This window comes from Achromobacter sp. HZ01 (assembly GCF_003267925.1).
GTDB classification, from domain to species: domain Bacteria; phylum Pseudomonadota; class Gammaproteobacteria; order Burkholderiales; family Burkholderiaceae_B; genus Achromobacter; species Achromobacter pulmonis_A.
In genome coordinates, this window is the sequence record NZ_LWKV01000002.1 from 742,571 (window position 1) to 757,368 (window position 14,798).

Below are 14,798 nucleotides of genomic sequence, written 5' to 3' on the forward strand. Positions count from 1 at the left end.
CCGGTGTTTCGGCAACGTCACAGGGGTTTGCCGCCCATCGCATCCCGCGGAAACGGCCTCACGCAGCCATGACTGTCCGTCATGACCGAGCTGCCAAGGAGAAAGGACGAAAACGATGCAAGAGACAGAATTCTTTCAGCTATCGGCGACCACCGCCATCCTGCTGCTCGCGGGCTTTTACGGCGCGACATTCCTGATGTCGCTGTTCATCGGCGAAAAGAACGAAAACGTCGACGGCTACATGGTGTCGAACAACGCGGTGGGCTTCGGCCTTTCCACGGCCAGCATGATCGCCACCTGGATCTGGGCCGCATCGTTCTACGCCAGCGCCACCTCGGGCTACAAGTACGGTCTGTCCGGCCCCCTGCACTACGGTTTCTGGGGCGCGCTGATGATTCTGTTCATCTATCCCTTCGGCAAGCGTTTCCGCCAGCTCGCGCCCAAGGCGCACACGCTGGCGGAAGTCATCCACGCGCGCCACGGCACCTCCAGCCAGATGATCATGGCGGTGTCGAACATCGTGGGCAGCTGTATCAGCCTGATGGTCAACTTCACCGCGGCCGGCGCGCTGGTCTCCATCCTCAGCCCGCTGACCTTCATCCAGGGCGTGCTCATCGCCGGCCTGGGCGTGCTGTCCTATACGCTGTGGTCGGGCTTTCGCACTTCGGTGATGACCGACTTCGCGCAGCTCGCGGCCATGATCGTGGCGGCGGTCATCATCATTCCGCTGATCTTCTTCAACGCCGGCGGCCCCGACGTGCTGCAGGCCAATATGTGGCGCCTGAACGCCGAGCAGGCCGACTTCTATTCGACCAAGGCGATTCTTGAACAGGGCGCGCCCTACTTCGTGGCGGTGCTGGCCTACGCCATCGGCAACCAGACCATCGCGCAACGTCTTTTCGCCGTGCGCGAAGACCTGATCAAGCCCACCTTCCTGACCGCCACGGTCGGCTACGGCACGGTCGTGATCGGCCTGGGCATGCTGGGCCTGCTGGCGCTGTTCGTGGGCCTGGAGCCCGCCAACGGCGACATGAACAACATCATCCCGCAGATGGCCTCGACCTATCTGCCGCCGTTCGGCATCGCGCTGTTCTTCCTGCTGGTGGTGGGCTCGCTGTCCTCGACCGCCGACTCCGACCTGGCCGCCCTGTCGGCCATCGTCATGACCGACATCTACGGCAAGAACGTCGCGCGCGGCCGTCCGGACCCGCAGCGCATGCTGTGGTGGGGCCGCGCCACCATGATCGTGGCCACCATGATCGGCGTCATCTTCGCCAGCCTGCGCCTGGACATCCTGGTCATGCTGGTCTTCGTCGGCGCGCTGTGGGGCGCCATCGTGTTCCCGGTGATCGCCAGCTTCTACTGGGACCGCGTGGACAACCGCGCCTTCGTCTGGTCGGTGCTCAGCGCCGTGGTGCTGTTCACCATCGTGCGCTTCGAACTGATCCCGATCCAGGGCGCGGTGGCGGTGTTCTTCGAAATCTGCTCGGCCGTCGGCGGCGGCGTGGTGCTGGGACTGATGACGTTCGGCTTCTTCGGCCGCAAGGCCGCGCTGGCCGTGGGCGCGGCGGGCATCGCCATCATGCTGCCCGTCTTCGTCGGCACGCTGCGCGAATACATCGTGCTGATGGGTTCGCTCACCGCCTACGGCGTCAGCGCGGCGGTCTGCACCGCGCTCAGCCTGCGCAACACGCAGCGCTTCGATTTCGGCCTGCTGGCCGACCGCGTGACCTCGTTCCACCGCGAACAGGAAGCGCTGACCCAGGCGCCGGCGCAGCGCCCCGTCGTCCAGCCCGCCAAGGGCTGAACCCCACAACGAACAAGGAGACCGATATGTGGTTGACGTTGTATTTCCTGGTGTGGCCGGCCATCTCGGCCGCGATCCTGGCCATTCTGTGCGTCACGCTGTGGCGCGACATCCGCGCGGCCCGGCGCAGCGGAAAGTCGATGGTCTGACCCCGTTTCAACCCCGCAGGGAGGAACTTTCGTCCGGAACGCTTGACCTTGACATCATTGGAATCTTTATAGTGGTCGCATCCACAGGAAATTCCTAGTTTTCAAGGAGCGGCAATGAGTTCCATCCCTGCAGACAGCATCGCGGTCAGCCTGCCCATCGAGGGCATGACCTGCGCCTCGTGCGTGGGCCGGGTCGAAAAGGCCCTGAAGGCCGTGCCGGGCGTAAGCAAGGCCAGCGTCAACCTGGCGACCGAACGCGCCGACATCTCCTTCGCGGGCGCGCCGGACGTGGCGGCGGCCGTGCAGGCGGTGCAGAAGGCCGGCTACACGGTGGCCGAAACCACCGTGGAACTGTCTGTGACCGGCATGACCTGCGCCTCCTGCGTGGGCCGGGTCGAGAAGGCCTTGAAGGCGGTGCCCGGCGTCAGCGGCGCCACCGTCAACCTGGCGACCGAGCGCGCCAGCGTCACCGCGGCTGGCGGCGTCGCCGCCAGCGCGCTGATCCAGGCCGTGGCCAAGGCCGGCTACGAAGCCCGGCCCATCGCCGAAGCCGCCAGCGACACCGACGCCGTGGCCGAACGCCAGGCCGCCGAGCGCCAGGCGCTCAAGCGCTCGCTGACCATCGCCGCCATCTTCGCGCTGCCCGTGTTCATCCTGGAGATGGGCGGCCACATGGTGCCGGCGTTCCACCATCTGATCGCCGGCACCCTGGGCACGCAAAACAGCTGGTACCTCCAGTTCGCGCTCGCCAGCATCGTGCTATTCGGCCCCGGGCTGCGCTTTTTCCAGAAAGGCGTTCCGGCGCTGCTGCGCGGCGCGCCCGACATGAACTCGCTGGTGGCGGTGGGCACCTCGGCCGCCTATGCCTATTCGGTCGTCGCCACCTTCGCGCCCGGCCTGCTGCCCGCCGGCACGGTCAACGTCTATTACGAGGCCGCCGCGGTCATCGTGGCGCTGATCCTGCTGGGCCGCTACCTGGAGGCGCGCGCCAAGGGCAATACCTCCGAAGCCATCAAGCGCCTGCTCGGCCTGCAGGCCAAGACGGCGCGCGTGGTGCGCGACGGCGCGGTCCTGGAACTGGCCATCGAGGAAGTGGTCGCCGGCGACCTGGTCGAAGTCCGCCCGGGCGAACGCGTGCCGGTGGACGGCGAGGTCGTGGAGGGCAACAGCTTCATCGACGAATCCATGATCAGCGGCGAGCCCGTGCCGGTCGAGAAGCAGCCCGGCTCCGAAGTGGTGGGCGGCACGGTCAACCAGAACGGCGCGCTGACGCTGCGCGCCACCAAGGTCGGCAACGACACGGTGCTGGCGCAGATCATCCGCATGGTGGAGCAGGCGCAGGGCTCCAAGCTGCCGATCCAGGCGCTGGTCGACCGCATCACCATGTGGTTCGTGCCCGCGGTCATGGCGGCCGCCGTGCTGACCTTCATCGTCTGGCTCGCGTTCGGTCCCGAACCCGCGCTGACCTTCGCCCTGGTCAACGCCGTGGCGGTGCTGATCATCGCCTGCCCCTGCGCCATGGGCCTGGCCACGCCGACCTCCATCATGGTGGGTACCGGCCGCGCCGCGCAGATGGGCGTGCTGTTCCGCAAGGGCGAAGCGCTGCAATCGCTGAAGGACGCCAAGGTCGTGGCCGTGGACAAGACCGGCACGCTGACCAAGGGCCGCCCCGAACTGACCGACCTGGTCGTGGCGCAGGGCTTCGAGCGCGACGCCGTGCTGGGCAAGGTCGCGGCCGTCGAAGCCAAGTCCGAACACCCCATCGCCCAGGCCATCGTCGATGCGGCCAAGGCGCAGAACATCGCGCTGGGCGCGGTCTCGCAGTTCGAGTCCATCACCGGCTTCGGCGTGAGCGCCCGCGTCGACGGCGACCTGGTCCAGATCGGCGCCGACCGCTACATGCGCGAACTGGGCCTGGGCGTCGAGACCTTCGGCGCGCAAGCCGCGCGGCTGGGCGACGAAGGCAAGACCCCGCTCTACGCCGCCGTCAACGGCCGGCTCGCCGCCATGATCGCGGTGGCCGACCCGATCAAGGAAACCACGGCCGCGGCCATCCGCGCGCTGCACGAACTGGGCCTGAAGGTCGCCATGATCACGGGCGACAACCGCCGCACCGGCGAGGCCATCGCCCGCCAGCTCGGCATCGACGAAGTCGTCGCCGAAGTGCTGCCGGACGGCAAGGTCGAGGCGGTGCAGCGCCTGAAGCGCCAGTACGGCCCGATCGCCTACGTGGGCGACGGCATCAACGACGCGCCGGCGCTGGCCGAAGCCGACGTGGGCCTGGCCATCGGCACCGGCACCGATATCGCCATCGAGGCCGCCGACGTGGTGCTGATGTCCGGCGACCTGGGCGGCGTGCCCAACGCCATCGGGCTGTCCCAGGCCACGCTGCGCAACATCAAGCAGAACCTGTTCTGGGCCTTCGCCTACAACGTCGCGCTGATCCCGGTGGCCGCCGGCCTGCTGTATCCGGTCAACGGCAGCCTGCTGTCGCCGGTGTTCGCGGCCGGCGCGATGGCCCTGTCCAGCGTGTTCGTGCTGAGCAACGCGCTGCGGCTGCGCCGCTACGCGCCGCCCTTCGCCCCGGCCTGAATCAGCGGGCCTGCTCCTTCGACGCGCTGGCCACCAGCGCGTCGAAGCGTTTGTCCAGCTCGGCCAGCGCGTCGTCGATATGCGCGCGGCGCGCCTTGATCCAGGCGTCCTGCGACGCGAGCTGATCGCGCGCCTGCCTGAGCATGCGCTCCATCTCGGCCGGCTGCGGCCCGCCCAGCGTGGCGCGGTTCTTCACTATGGCCACCGGGTCCAGCGTGGAACGGAACTCCGCCTCGCTCATCGGCAGCTCCGTGCCGTACTTCGAGTCCTTCATCGCGTCGGCGTAGATGCGGCGCGCCTGCTCGTACGGGAAATCCAGCGGCTTGATGTTGTTGGCCTTGGCGTAGCTCACCACTTCGGAGGCGAAATGGTGGCCGTCGCGAAACGGCAGCTTGTACTTGCGCATCAGCACGTCGGCCAGTTCCTGCGAGGCGGTCCAGTCGCTGTTCAGCTCTTCGAGCGCGCGTTCGGGATTGATCACCATGGCCTTGAGCACCCGGTCCCAGCGCTTGAGCGCCGAGATGCCGGCGTCGACCATCGCGGAATTCTGCTTCACGTCCTTGGGATCGCTCATGCCGGGGGTGATGTTGTGGGTCTGGATGACCGGCCCCAGGGCCAGCGTCACGGCGGTCGAGGCGTCGCTGCGGGTGTCGTTGAGCAGGCCGGGATTGCGCTTTTGCGGCATGGCGCTGGACACGTAGGTGTTGCCGCCGCCCTCCTGCAGCAGTATCCAGGGGCGCGGCTGGGCGTACTGCGTCATCACGTCTTCGACGAAGTTGCCGGTGCGCAGCGCGATGCTGGCGACGATGGCGCCCACTTCCACCGGCTGGTCCATGGAGGAAATCTGCGAGGCGTCGTAGGCGTTGTCGACCAGGGCCGTGAAGCCCAGATAGCGCGCCATGCGTTCGCGGTCCAGCGGCCAGCTGGTGCCGTTGAGCACCGTGGTGCCCATCGGCGAGCGGTCGATGCGCGCGTAGGCTTCGCGGATGCGCTGCGCGTCGCGCGCCAGCCCGGCCGCGTGGCCCAGCAGGTAGTGCCCGTAGCTGTTGGGCTGGGCGGCCACGCCGTTGGTGTAGTTCGGCACCACGGTGCCGGCCTGGCGCGCGGCCAGGTCCACCAGCGACGAGGCGGTGACGTTGAGCTGGCCGGCCAGCTCCAGCAGCTTGTCGCGCAGGATCGCGCTGCGGTAGGTGGCGTGCATGTCCTGGCTGGATCGGCCGGCGTGCAGCAGCGTCACGTCCTCGCCGGCGGCCTTGATCAGGAGCGGCTCGAAAGTGATGACGCTGGCCGGGCGCTTGGCCCCGGGCTGGTTGCCATCGCGGATCACCTGGGCCACGCCCGCGGCCAGGCGCGGCGCCATGCTTTTGTCCAGCAGGCCTTCGTCCGTATTGATGACGGCCGTGGCCTTGTTGATCTCGCCCAGCCAGAAGAACGGATCGCGCGGCGGCTGCTGGGCCGGCGCGGCCTGCGCGGCCAGCGACAGCGACAGGGCGGCGCCCAGGGTGGATAGCGGAAGTCTCATGGCGTGCTCGTCGAGGGAAGGGGAAACCCAGTGTATCGGCGCGCCCGGCCGCGGCATATCCCGGATTTCACCGAGCGGCGGGCGATGATGGCGCGCCGGTTTGCCATTAACATACGAGCGAAAATCCCTGCCTGACGCCTATGCCCCGTCCAAACCTGGTCAACGCCGAAACCCTGTGCATGATTGCGAAGCTGGGCAGCTTCCGCGCCGCCGCCGAGCGCCTGTACACCTCGCAGCCCGCCGTATCGGCGCGCATGCGCGAGCTGGAGCAGTCGCTGGGCTTCGCCCTGTTCGAGAAGCGCGGCCGCCGCCTGGAGCTGACGGTGCCGGCGCGCCGCTTCGTCGAACGCGTCGAGCCGCTGCTGCTGGCCGTGGAAGACGCCTTCACCGATGCGGAAGCGGTTACCAACGCCGCCGGCACGGTGCGCATCGGCATGGGCGAGATCTCCATGACCTGGTTTTCGCGCGTGGTGCCCGAGCTGCGCCGCGCGCTGCCGCGCGTCTCGTACGAAATCGAGCTGGACCTGGCGGTCAAGCTGCAGGAACACCTGGCCTCCGGCGCGCTCGATATCGCCATCGTGGCCAACCGGCTGCGCGACGATCAGTTCATCTGCACGCCGCTGGGCACCACGCGCATGTCCTGGATGGTGTCCTCGCGCCTGCTGACCGACGCCCAGGGCCAGCCCCGCTCGATGCAGTCGCTGCTGCGCACGGAACCGCTGTGGTGCGTGTCCCGTCCGTCCGGCTTCTTCGGCCCCGCCCAGGACGAACTGCGCGCCATGGGCGCCAACCTGGACAACGTCTGCAGCTGCAACCGGCTCAACAGCCTGATCGAGGTGGTCGAAGCGGGCGGCGGCATCGCCCAGCTTCCGGAGATGATGGTGACCGAGCAGGTCAAGGCCGGCACGCTGGTGCCGGTGGACCCGGACCTGGAGCCGCTGACGCTGGAATTCACGCTCGCCACGCACCGCAACCAGGGCCAGGCCGTGGTGCGGCAGGTGGTTCAGGCCCTGGCGCGGCTGGGCAAGGCCGCCACCGGCAGGCGGCGGGCGGCGCGGCGGCCGCTCACGCGCCCGACAGCGCCCGCTTGAGCACCTTGCCGCTCGCGTTGCGCGGCAGCTCGGCCATGAATTCCACGTGCTCGGGCACCTTGAAGTAGGCCAGCCGCTCGGCGCAATGCGCCTTGAGCGCCGCGGCGTCTTCGCCGCGGCCGTCGTGCAGCACGATGAACGCCTTGACGGACTGGTCGCGCACCGGGTCGGGCACGCCGACCACCGCCACGTCGCGCACGTCGGGGTGGCCCATCAAGGCCTCTTCCACCTCGGCCGCCGAGATGTTCTCGCCGGCCCGCTTGATCACTTCCTTCTTCCTGCCGAAGAAATAGAAATTGCCCTTCGCGTCCTGGTAGCCGAGGTCGCCGGTATGCAGCCAGCCGCCGTCGAACGCGGCCTGCGTCGCGGCCGGGTCGCGGAAATAGCCCAGCGTCAGCGTGCGCCCGGGATGGCCGCGCACCACGATCTCGCCGATCTGGCCCGGCGCGACCGGCCGGTTGTCGTCATCGACCAGGAACACTTCGCGGTCCGGCGTCGGACGTCCGATGGACGGGTAGGTGGACGGCGCGGCGTGCGACTGCAAGGTGATGTAGAGCATGGACTCGGACTGCCCGTAGCCGTTGCGCAGCGGAATGCGAAAACGCGCCACGAAGGCCTCGATCTCGGCCTCCGAAATATTGATGGCGTAGCCCGCATAGCGCACCTGGTGCGCGGTATCGAACGGCGAGGGCGCCTGGTTCAGCAAGGTGCGGCACAGCATGCCTGACAGGCTGCATATGGTGATGCGGTGCTCGATCAACTGGCGCAGGTAGCGCGATGCGCTGTAGCGTTCGCCGATCACGGCGGTGGCGCCCGCGGTCAGGCAGGACAGCACCGTTTCCTGGCAATTGGCATGGAACAGCGGCTTGTTGTTGAACACGCGGTCGGCGCGCGACAGCCCGCTGTTGGCCGCGCCCGCCTGGCCGCACCACAGCAGGTTGGCCTGCGTCAGCATCACCCCCTTCGGCCGCGCCGACGTGCCTGAGGTATAGAGGATCTGCGCCAGGTCGTCGCTGCCCTGCGGCGGCGCGCGGAACGACTCCGACGGCGCGGCCAGCTCGCACGACAGGCCCTCGGGTTTCAGGCTGCCGCGCGGCACGCAGGCGATGGACGGCGCCTGCGCCATCGCCGCGCAGACCTCGCGCACCAGCGCTTCGTGCGCCGGCTCCACCACCGCCAGCGCGGGCTGGCAATGCTCCAGCTGATAGGCCACCTCGGGAGCCGTCAGGTAGATGTTGCCGGCCACGATGACCGCGCCGGCCAGCATCAACCCCATCCACAGCGGCACGTACTCCGCCGTATTGCCCATGAACACGAACACGCGGTCGCCAGGCCTGACGCCGCGTGCCTGCAGCCCCGCCGCGAAACGCATGGCGGCCTCGCGCAATTGGATGTAGCTGAGCTGGCTGACGTCGCCATTCTGGTACTCATGCACGACCGCTATCCGATGCCCGTGGCACTGCGCCTGTTCATCGAGCAAATCCATGATCGTGCGATTTCCTACAGCGTCCATCCAGCCTCCGGCATGTTCTGATTTTCAATGGCGCACCCGCGCCGCGTGGGAAGAAAACCAGTATAGGAACCGGCCCATGCGCGCACCAGCTAAACGTTTTTATGCGTTTCGATCAAGGTTTTTCATGCATTGCTTTGCCGCCGACGCATTGATGCGATTTATGCGTTTCCATCAAAACGTTTGCTTAGTCGCGGCAGGCCGGAAAACCTATACTGCGCATCAAAGGCGCCGCCAATGCGCCGTCCAGGCAGCAACCATGGAAACCGGAGGGGCAGTCGTGACAGCAGCATCGATCAAGGATCAGGTATCGGCCGAGGAATGGGCGGTGCGCGTCGACCTGGCCGCGGCCTACAACCTGGCGGTGGCCATGCGCATGACCGACCACATCTATACCCACATATCGGCACGGGTTCCGGGCGACGAGCCGCATTTCCTGATCAACGCCTACGGCCTGACCTTCGACGAAATCACCGCGTCGAACCTGGTCAAGGTGAACATCGACGGCGAGATCCTGCTGGACCGGACCGGGCTGGGCATCAACCCGGCCGGTTTCGTCATCCACAGCGCCATCCACCGCGCGCGGCACGACGCCGCCTGCGTGATGCACACCCACACGGCCGCCGGCATCGCGGTCTCGGCGCAGCAGACGGGCCTGCTGATGATCTCGCAACACGCGATGCGCTTTCACAAGCGCCTGGCCTATCACGACTACGAAGGCGTGGCGCTGGACATGGACGAGCAGCAGCGCCTGGTGGCGGACCTGGGGCCGCACAACGCGATGATTCTGCGCAACCACGGCCTGCTGGCCTGCGGCGCCAGCGTGCCCGACGCCTTCGACGCCATGTTCTACCTGGAGCGCGCCTGCCAGGCGCAGGTTGCGGCGCTGGCCGGCGGCCTGCCCCTGGTGGTTCCGCCCGAAGCCGTCGCGGAAAAAGTCGGGCGCCAGTTCGACAAGCTCGACCGCCCTTCGCGCCACAAGCACTGGCCTCCCCTGCTCCGGATGCTGGAAGGCATCCGGCCCGCCTACAAACAGTAGCGGCAACCGCGCCGCCTCCCGGGCGGCCCACTTTCGCAGCGTAGCAATGGAAAATTCTCATCAGTGCCGCATCGCGGTATACGGTGCGGGTGCGATCGGCTGTCTGCTGGCCGCGCGCCTGGCCCAGGCGGGATGCCACGTGTCCGTGGTGGCGCGGGGCGAGACCCTGGACGCCCTGCGCCGGCACGGCGCGGGCCTGGCCGTGGACGGCGCCGTTCACCGCCATCCCGTGCACGCCACGGACGATCCCGCGCAGATACGCGAGGTCGACTATCTGTTCCTGACCGTCAAGCAGCAGGCCCTGCCCGCGATCGCTCCCGGCCTCATGCCCATGCTGGCCGCCGGCGGCGCCATCGTGCCCGCGGTCAACGGCATCCCGTGGTGGTATCTGCCCACGCTGGACTCGCCGCTGGGCCCCGCGCCGCTGGTCTCGGTCGACCCCCAGGGCGTGCTGGCGCGCGCGGTGCCGCTGGAGCGGGTGCTGGGCGCCGTGGTCTATATCGCCGCGCACAGCGCACAGCCCGGCGTCGCGTCGCAGGACGCGCGCAACAACCTCGCCATCGGCGAGCCGGACGGCGCGCTGTCGCCGCGCGCGCTGCGGCTGGCGCGCCTGCTGACGCAGGCCGGCGTGCAATGCGAGGCCAGCCCGCGCATCCACGAGGCCGTCTGGATCAAGGCGGCAGGCAACGCCACCTTCAACCCGCTGAGCGTGCTGGCCCACGCGCGCATGGACGCGCTGGTGTCGGACCCTTACCTGAGCAGGCTGGCCCGCGCCCTGCTGCATGAGTACCTGTCGCTGGGCAAGGCGCTGGGCCTCGCGCTCGACGTGACCGTGGAGCAGCGCATGCAGGCGGCCGCCGGCTCGGGCGCGGCGCAGACCTCGATGCTGCAGGACGCGCTCAAGGGCAAGCCGCTGGAGACCGACGCGCTTATCGGCGCCATGGTCGAGATCGCCGAAAAACTAGACCTGGACATGCCCTGCGCCAACATGGTGTGGGGCCTGATCCGGCATCGGAACCGCAGCGCCGGTTCGCTCTGATACCCAACCGGGACAACAACAGGAGACAAGACATGAAATGGCTATCGCACTGCCTCGCCGCCGCCCTGCTGTGCGCGGGCGCGGCCGCCCAGGCGCAGGACTATCCGGCCAGGCCGGTCAACATCGTGGTGCCGTTCACGCCCGGCGGCGTGACGGACGTCATGACCCGCCAGATCGCCGCCAAGCTGCAGGACGACCTGGGCCAGCCCGTGGTGGTGGTCAACAAGCCCGGCGCCGGCACCATGATCGCATCGGCCTACGTGGCCAAGGCGCCCGCCGACGGCTACACCCTGCTGATGGCGGCCTCGTCGCTGGGGATCGCGCCCAGCCTGTACAAGAACACCGCGAACTACGACCCGGTCAAGGACTTCCAGCCCGTGTCGCTGATTGCCAGCGTGCCGCACATCCTGGTGACCGGCAAGCAGGTCCAGGCGAGCAGCGTGAAGGACCTCATCGCCACGCTCAAGAAGGACGGCCGCGCCGCGACGTTCGCGTCCTCGGGCAACGGCACCTCCAACCATCTGGAGGGCGAGCTCTTCGCTGCGCTCACCGGGTTGAAGATGACGCACATCCCGTACAAGGGCAGCGTGCCCGCGCTGACCTCGGTGGCCGGCGGCGAAGTCGACATGCTGTTCGTGGACATCGCGGCCGCCCAGCCCTTCCTCGACAGCGGCAAGGTGCGCCCGCTGGCCGTCACCACCAAGACCCGCTCCGCCGTGCTGCCCGAACTGCCCACGGTGGAAGAGTCCGGGCTGCCCGGCTACGACGCCATGCCCTGGCTGGGCATCGTGGCGCCCGCCGGCACGCCGCCCGCGGTGGTCGAGCGCCTGCAGGCCTCGCTGCAGAAAATGAAGGCGGCGCCCGACATCCAGCAACAGTTCAGGAAGATGGGCCTGGACGGACAGTTCACCCGGCCCGATGCGTTCGGCGCCTTCATCGTCAGCGACAGCGCCAAATGGGCCGAGCTGATCAGGAAGTCCGGCGCCAGCGCCGAATAGCGCTCCCTCGCGGCCGGACGCGGACACACCGCGCCGCCCGCTTCCCCCCAACCATGCCGACGATCCGTGGCCCGCAACGATGCGCCGCCGCGCGGCCCCGGCTTTTCCGTCTACTCCGAAGGACCCCTATGCAACGCGATATGCAACGCGACACCCCGGCCTCCGATATCCCGCCCAGCGCAGACGCATGGGAGGCCCGGCTGAAGCGCGCGCTGGCCAGCGCCAACATCCCCACCCTGCTGATGGTGCTGGTGCACCTGACCGGCGACACCGGCTGGCTGTCCGAACGCTTCCAGTGTTCGCGCATCAAGGGGCTGGAGGACAACGATCCCGGCGGCCTGCCCGACGCGGTGCAGGACGAGATACGCGCGGCGGCCCATGCGGCCATCGTGCGCGCCCGGCAAGGCCTGGCGCCCGGGCTGCCCGCCCCCACGCACGCGCAGCTGGTGGCCATGCTGCGCACCAGCGTGGGCGAAGAGATCCCCGATTCGTACGGCCCGATGATCGCCGCCTGGCTGGGCCTGGACCCCGACTTCGCGCTCGAACAGCGCGACGCGTTCCCGGTCCCCGAGGGCTATCGGGTGCTGGTCATCGGCGCCGGCGTGGCCGGGCTGTGCGCCGCGATCCGCCTGCAAGGCGCCGGCATTCCCTATGTCGTGATCGAGAAGAACGCCGAGGTCGGCGGCACCTGGTACGAGAACCGCTATCCGGGCGCGGGCGTCGACACGCCCAACCACATCTATTCGTACTCCTTCGCCAAGCACGACTGGTCGCGCTACTTCGCGCTGCAAGGCGAGATCCAGGGCTACTTCGAAGGCGTGGCCGACCAGTACGGCGTGCGCCGGAACATCCGCTTCAACACCAAGGTGGCGTCCGCCCGCTACGACGAGACCGACATGCGCTGGCGCGTGCGCACCGTGGACGGGGACGGCCGCGAGCAGGACTATGTGGCCGACATCCTGATCAGCGCGGTGGGACTGCTGAACGTGCCCAAGCTGCCCGCCATCGCCGGGCTGGACAGCTTCGCCGGCCCTTGCTTTCATACCGCGCACTGGCCGGCGGACATCGATCTGCGCGGCAAGAAGGTGGGCATCATCGGCAATGGCGCAAGTTCGATGCAGGTCGTTCCCGCCATCGCCGACCAGGTCGAATCGCTGACCATTTTCCAACGTTCCAAGCAATGGGCCGCGCCCTTCGAGAAGTTCCAAAAACCGGTGCCGCAGGACGTGCGCTTCCTGTTGCGCGAAGTGCCTTACTACCAGGAGTGGTATCGGCAGCGGCTGGCCTGGATCTTCAACGACAGGGTCCACGCCACCTTGCAGATCGACCCGGACTGGCCGCATCCAGAGCGCTCCATCAACAAGATCAACGACCGGCACCGCGAGCATTTCACCGACTACATCAAGGCCGAACTCGGCGCGCGCCAGGACCTGCTGCCCGACGTGCTGCCCGACTACCCGCCGTTCGGCAAGCGCATGCTGATGGACAACGGCTGGTTCCGCACCGTGGCGCGCGATCACGTCAGGCTGGTCACGGGCGGCATCGAGCGCATCACGCCCAGGGCGGTGGTCAGCGACGACGGCACGGCCCATGAGCTGGACGTGCTGGTGGTGGCCACGGGCTTCGACGCGATCAACCTGCTGTCCTCGTTCAAGCTGTACGGCCGCGGCGGCCGCTCCATCCGCGAGGCCTGGGACGAAAAAGGCGCGGAGGCCTTCATGGGCGTGGCCGCGCCGGGCTTTCCCAACCTCTTCATCCTGGCCGGACCGAACACGGCGCTGGGCCACGGCGGCAGCGTGGTCGCGCTGCTGGAAACCCAGGTCCGCTACGTCATGGGCCTGCTGCAGCAGGGCATGGCGCGCGCCGGCGGCCGCTTCGAGCTGGAGGTCCGCAAGGACCGCCACGACGCCTACAACGCGCGCGTGCAGGCCGCCCATGACCGCATGATCTGGACCCACAAGGGCATGAGCAACTGGTACAGGAACGCGCACGGCAAGGTGGTGGCGCCCACGCCGTTTCGCAACGACGACTACTGGCACATGCTGCGCAAGACCGACATGGGCGACTACCACTACCGCAGCGCGTCGGCGCAGCCCCGGCGCGCCCGCGAGGAGGCGGCCTGAATGGCGCGGCCCGCACATGGACGATGCCTGGTCCTGGGCTGCGGCGGCGTGACCGGGCTGGCATGGGAAATCGGCTTGCTGGCGGGGCTGGAGCGCCAGGGCGTGGACCTGGCCGCGGCCGACCTGTTCATCGGCTGCTCCGCGGGCTCCGTCGTCGGCGCCCAGCTGGCGCGCGGCGTGCCGCTGACGCAGTTGCTGGCGGCGCAACTGAACGGCGACGCGGCCGCCGCCGAACGCGCGCGGCCCTATTCGCAGGAAGCGGCCGATGAAAAGAACCGCGCGCTGTACGAGAAAGTCGGCGGCGACCTGCGCCGGGCGCGCCAGCGCATCGGCGCCTACGCGCTGCGCAGCGCCACGCCGGCGCCGGCCGTGCGGCGCGCCATCATCGCCGCGCGCCTGGGCAGCGCCGGCTGGCCCGCCAAGCCCCTGCGCGTGGTGGCCGTCGACGCGCACACCGGCGAGGCGCGCGGCTTCGGCGCCGGCGATGGCGTGGACTTCATCGACGCCGTCGCCGCCAGCTGCGCGGTGCCGGGAGCCTGGCCCGCCGTGGCCATCGGCGAGTCGGCCTACATAGACGGGGGCATCCGTTCCATGACCAACGCCGACATGGCGGCGGGGTTCCGGCAAGTGGCGGTGCTGGCGCCGCTGGGATACCGCGACGGCAATCCGGTCAGCGGCCATCTGCGCCGCGAACTGCGCGAGCTGCAGGCCGGCGGCAGCGCGGCGCTGGCGCTGCTGCCCGACGAGGCGAGCGCGCAGGCCATCGGCGACAACGTGCTCGATCCCGCCCGCATCGTCGACGCCGCCGCGGCCGGCGTGCGCCAGGCCGCGGTCCTGGCCCGCGCCGTGCGGGCCGTCTGGAATCCGCCCTCAGACGGCTGAGCGGCGCAAAAGCGGTCTGCCCATCCCTGCGAATGTGGCATGAACA

The 14,798-nt window shown here is 68.7% G+C and carries 11 protein-coding genes; 9 read left to right on the top strand and 2 right to left on the bottom strand.

Annotated features, from left to right (window positions below; genetic code table 11):
* Positions 1 to 115: 115 nt before the first annotated feature.
* The 3 genes from A6B37_RS12440 (at position 116) to A6B37_RS12445 (ending at position 4,548) form a co-directional block, all read left to right on the top strand.
* A complete protein-coding gene (locus A6B37_RS12440; protein ID WP_111825904.1) occupies positions 116 to 1,807 on the top strand; it encodes a sodium:solute symporter family protein in 1,692 nt (563 codons plus the stop codon).
* Positions 1,808 to 1,833: 26 nt separating this feature from the next.
* A complete protein-coding gene (locus A6B37_RS26165) occupies positions 1,834 to 1,956 on the top strand; it encodes a putative transporter small subunit (RefSeq protein ID WP_209164568.1) in 123 nt (40 codons plus the stop codon).
* A 114-nt stretch (positions 1,957 to 2,070) separates the two neighbouring features.
* Positions 2,071 to 4,548, top strand: a complete 2,478-nt coding sequence (locus A6B37_RS12445) for a heavy metal translocating P-type ATPase (RefSeq protein ID WP_102774117.1) — start codon at positions 2,071 to 2,073, stop codon at positions 4,546 to 4,548.
* 1 nt (position 4,549) lies between these two features.
* On the opposite strand, the gene A6B37_RS12450 is transcribed toward A6B37_RS12445, so the two are convergent.
* Positions 4,550 to 6,070, bottom strand: a complete 1,521-nt coding sequence (locus tag A6B37_RS12450; protein WP_102774118.1) for an argininosuccinate lyase — start codon at positions 6,068 to 6,070, stop codon at positions 4,550 to 4,552.
* Positions 6,071 to 6,210: 140 nt separating this feature from the next.
* Here A6B37_RS12450 and A6B37_RS12455 point away from each other — a divergent pair, with 140 nt between their 5' ends.
* Positions 6,211 to 7,161, top strand: a complete 951-nt coding sequence (locus tag A6B37_RS12455) for a LysR family transcriptional regulator (protein ID WP_111825905.1) — start codon at positions 6,211 to 6,213, stop codon at positions 7,159 to 7,161.
* Here the strand turns inward: A6B37_RS12455 and A6B37_RS12460 are convergent.
* Complete coding sequence (locus A6B37_RS12460; RefSeq protein WP_168202186.1) at positions 7,136 to 8,647, bottom strand: AMP-binding protein; 1,512 nt, start codon at positions 8,645 to 8,647, stop codon at positions 7,136 to 7,138. The two genes, A6B37_RS12455 and A6B37_RS12460, sit on opposite strands and share 26 nt — an antisense overlap.
* Before the next feature lie 304 nt (positions 8,648 to 8,951).
* Between A6B37_RS12460 and A6B37_RS12465 the strand changes: the two genes are divergently transcribed.
* From A6B37_RS12465 to A6B37_RS12485, 5 genes are all read left to right on the top strand, one after another.
* Positions 8,952 to 9,710 carry a class II aldolase/adducin family protein gene (locus A6B37_RS12465; protein WP_246842460.1) on the top strand — a complete coding sequence of 253 codons (759 nt, stop codon included), beginning with the start codon at positions 8,952 to 8,954 and terminating at the stop codon, positions 9,708 to 9,710.
* Between the two features lie 46 nt (positions 9,711 to 9,756).
* Positions 9,757 to 10,749 carry a 2-dehydropantoate 2-reductase gene (locus A6B37_RS12470; RefSeq protein ID WP_111825908.1) on the top strand — a complete coding sequence of 331 codons (993 nt, stop codon included), beginning with the start codon at positions 9,757 to 9,759 and terminating at the stop codon, positions 10,747 to 10,749.
* A gap of 32 nt (positions 10,750 to 10,781) precedes the next feature.
* Complete coding sequence (locus tag A6B37_RS12475; RefSeq protein WP_102774123.1) at positions 10,782 to 11,747, top strand: tripartite tricarboxylate transporter substrate binding protein; 966 nt, start codon at positions 10,782 to 10,784, stop codon at positions 11,745 to 11,747.
* 140 nt (positions 11,748 to 11,887) lie between these two features.
* Complete coding sequence (locus A6B37_RS12480) at positions 11,888 to 13,870, top strand: NAD(P)/FAD-dependent oxidoreductase (RefSeq protein WP_111825909.1); 1,983 nt, start codon at positions 11,888 to 11,890, stop codon at positions 13,868 to 13,870.
* Positions 13,871 to 14,752 (top strand): patatin-like phospholipase family protein, encoded by an 882-nt coding sequence (locus A6B37_RS12485; protein WP_111825910.1) that lies wholly within the window; start codon positions 13,871 to 13,873, stop codon positions 14,750 to 14,752.
* Positions 14,753 to 14,798 lie beyond the last annotated feature (46 nt).

Coding starts and splice junctions, on each gene's coding strand:
- A6B37_RS12440 (WP_111825904.1), top strand. CDS start 116: ATGCAAGAGACAGAATTCTTTCAGCTATCGGCGACCACCGCCATCCTG.
- A6B37_RS26165 (WP_209164568.1), top strand. CDS start 1,834: ATGTGGTTGACGTTGTATTTCCTGGTGTGGCCGGCCATCTCGGCCGCG.
- A6B37_RS12445 (WP_102774117.1), top strand. CDS start 2,071: ATGAGTTCCATCCCTGCAGACAGCATCGCGGTCAGCCTGCCCATCGAG.
- A6B37_RS12450 (WP_102774118.1), bottom strand. CDS start 6,070: ATGAGACTTCCGCTATCCACCCTGGGCGCCGCCCTGTCGCTGTCGCTG.
- A6B37_RS12455 (WP_111825905.1), top strand. CDS start 6,211: ATGCCCCGTCCAAACCTGGTCAACGCCGAAACCCTGTGCATGATTGCG.
- A6B37_RS12460 (WP_168202186.1), bottom strand. CDS start 8,647: ATGGATTTGCTCGATGAACAGGCGCAGTGCCACGGGCATCGGATAGCG.
- A6B37_RS12470 (WP_111825908.1), top strand. CDS start 9,757: ATGGAAAATTCTCATCAGTGCCGCATCGCGGTATACGGTGCGGGTGCG.
- A6B37_RS12475 (WP_102774123.1), top strand. CDS start 10,782: ATGAAATGGCTATCGCACTGCCTCGCCGCCGCCCTGCTGTGCGCGGGC.
- A6B37_RS12480 (WP_111825909.1), top strand. CDS start 11,888: ATGCAACGCGACACCCCGGCCTCCGATATCCCGCCCAGCGCAGACGCA.
- A6B37_RS12485 (WP_111825910.1), top strand. CDS start 13,871: ATGGCGCGGCCCGCACATGGACGATGCCTGGTCCTGGGCTGCGGCGGC.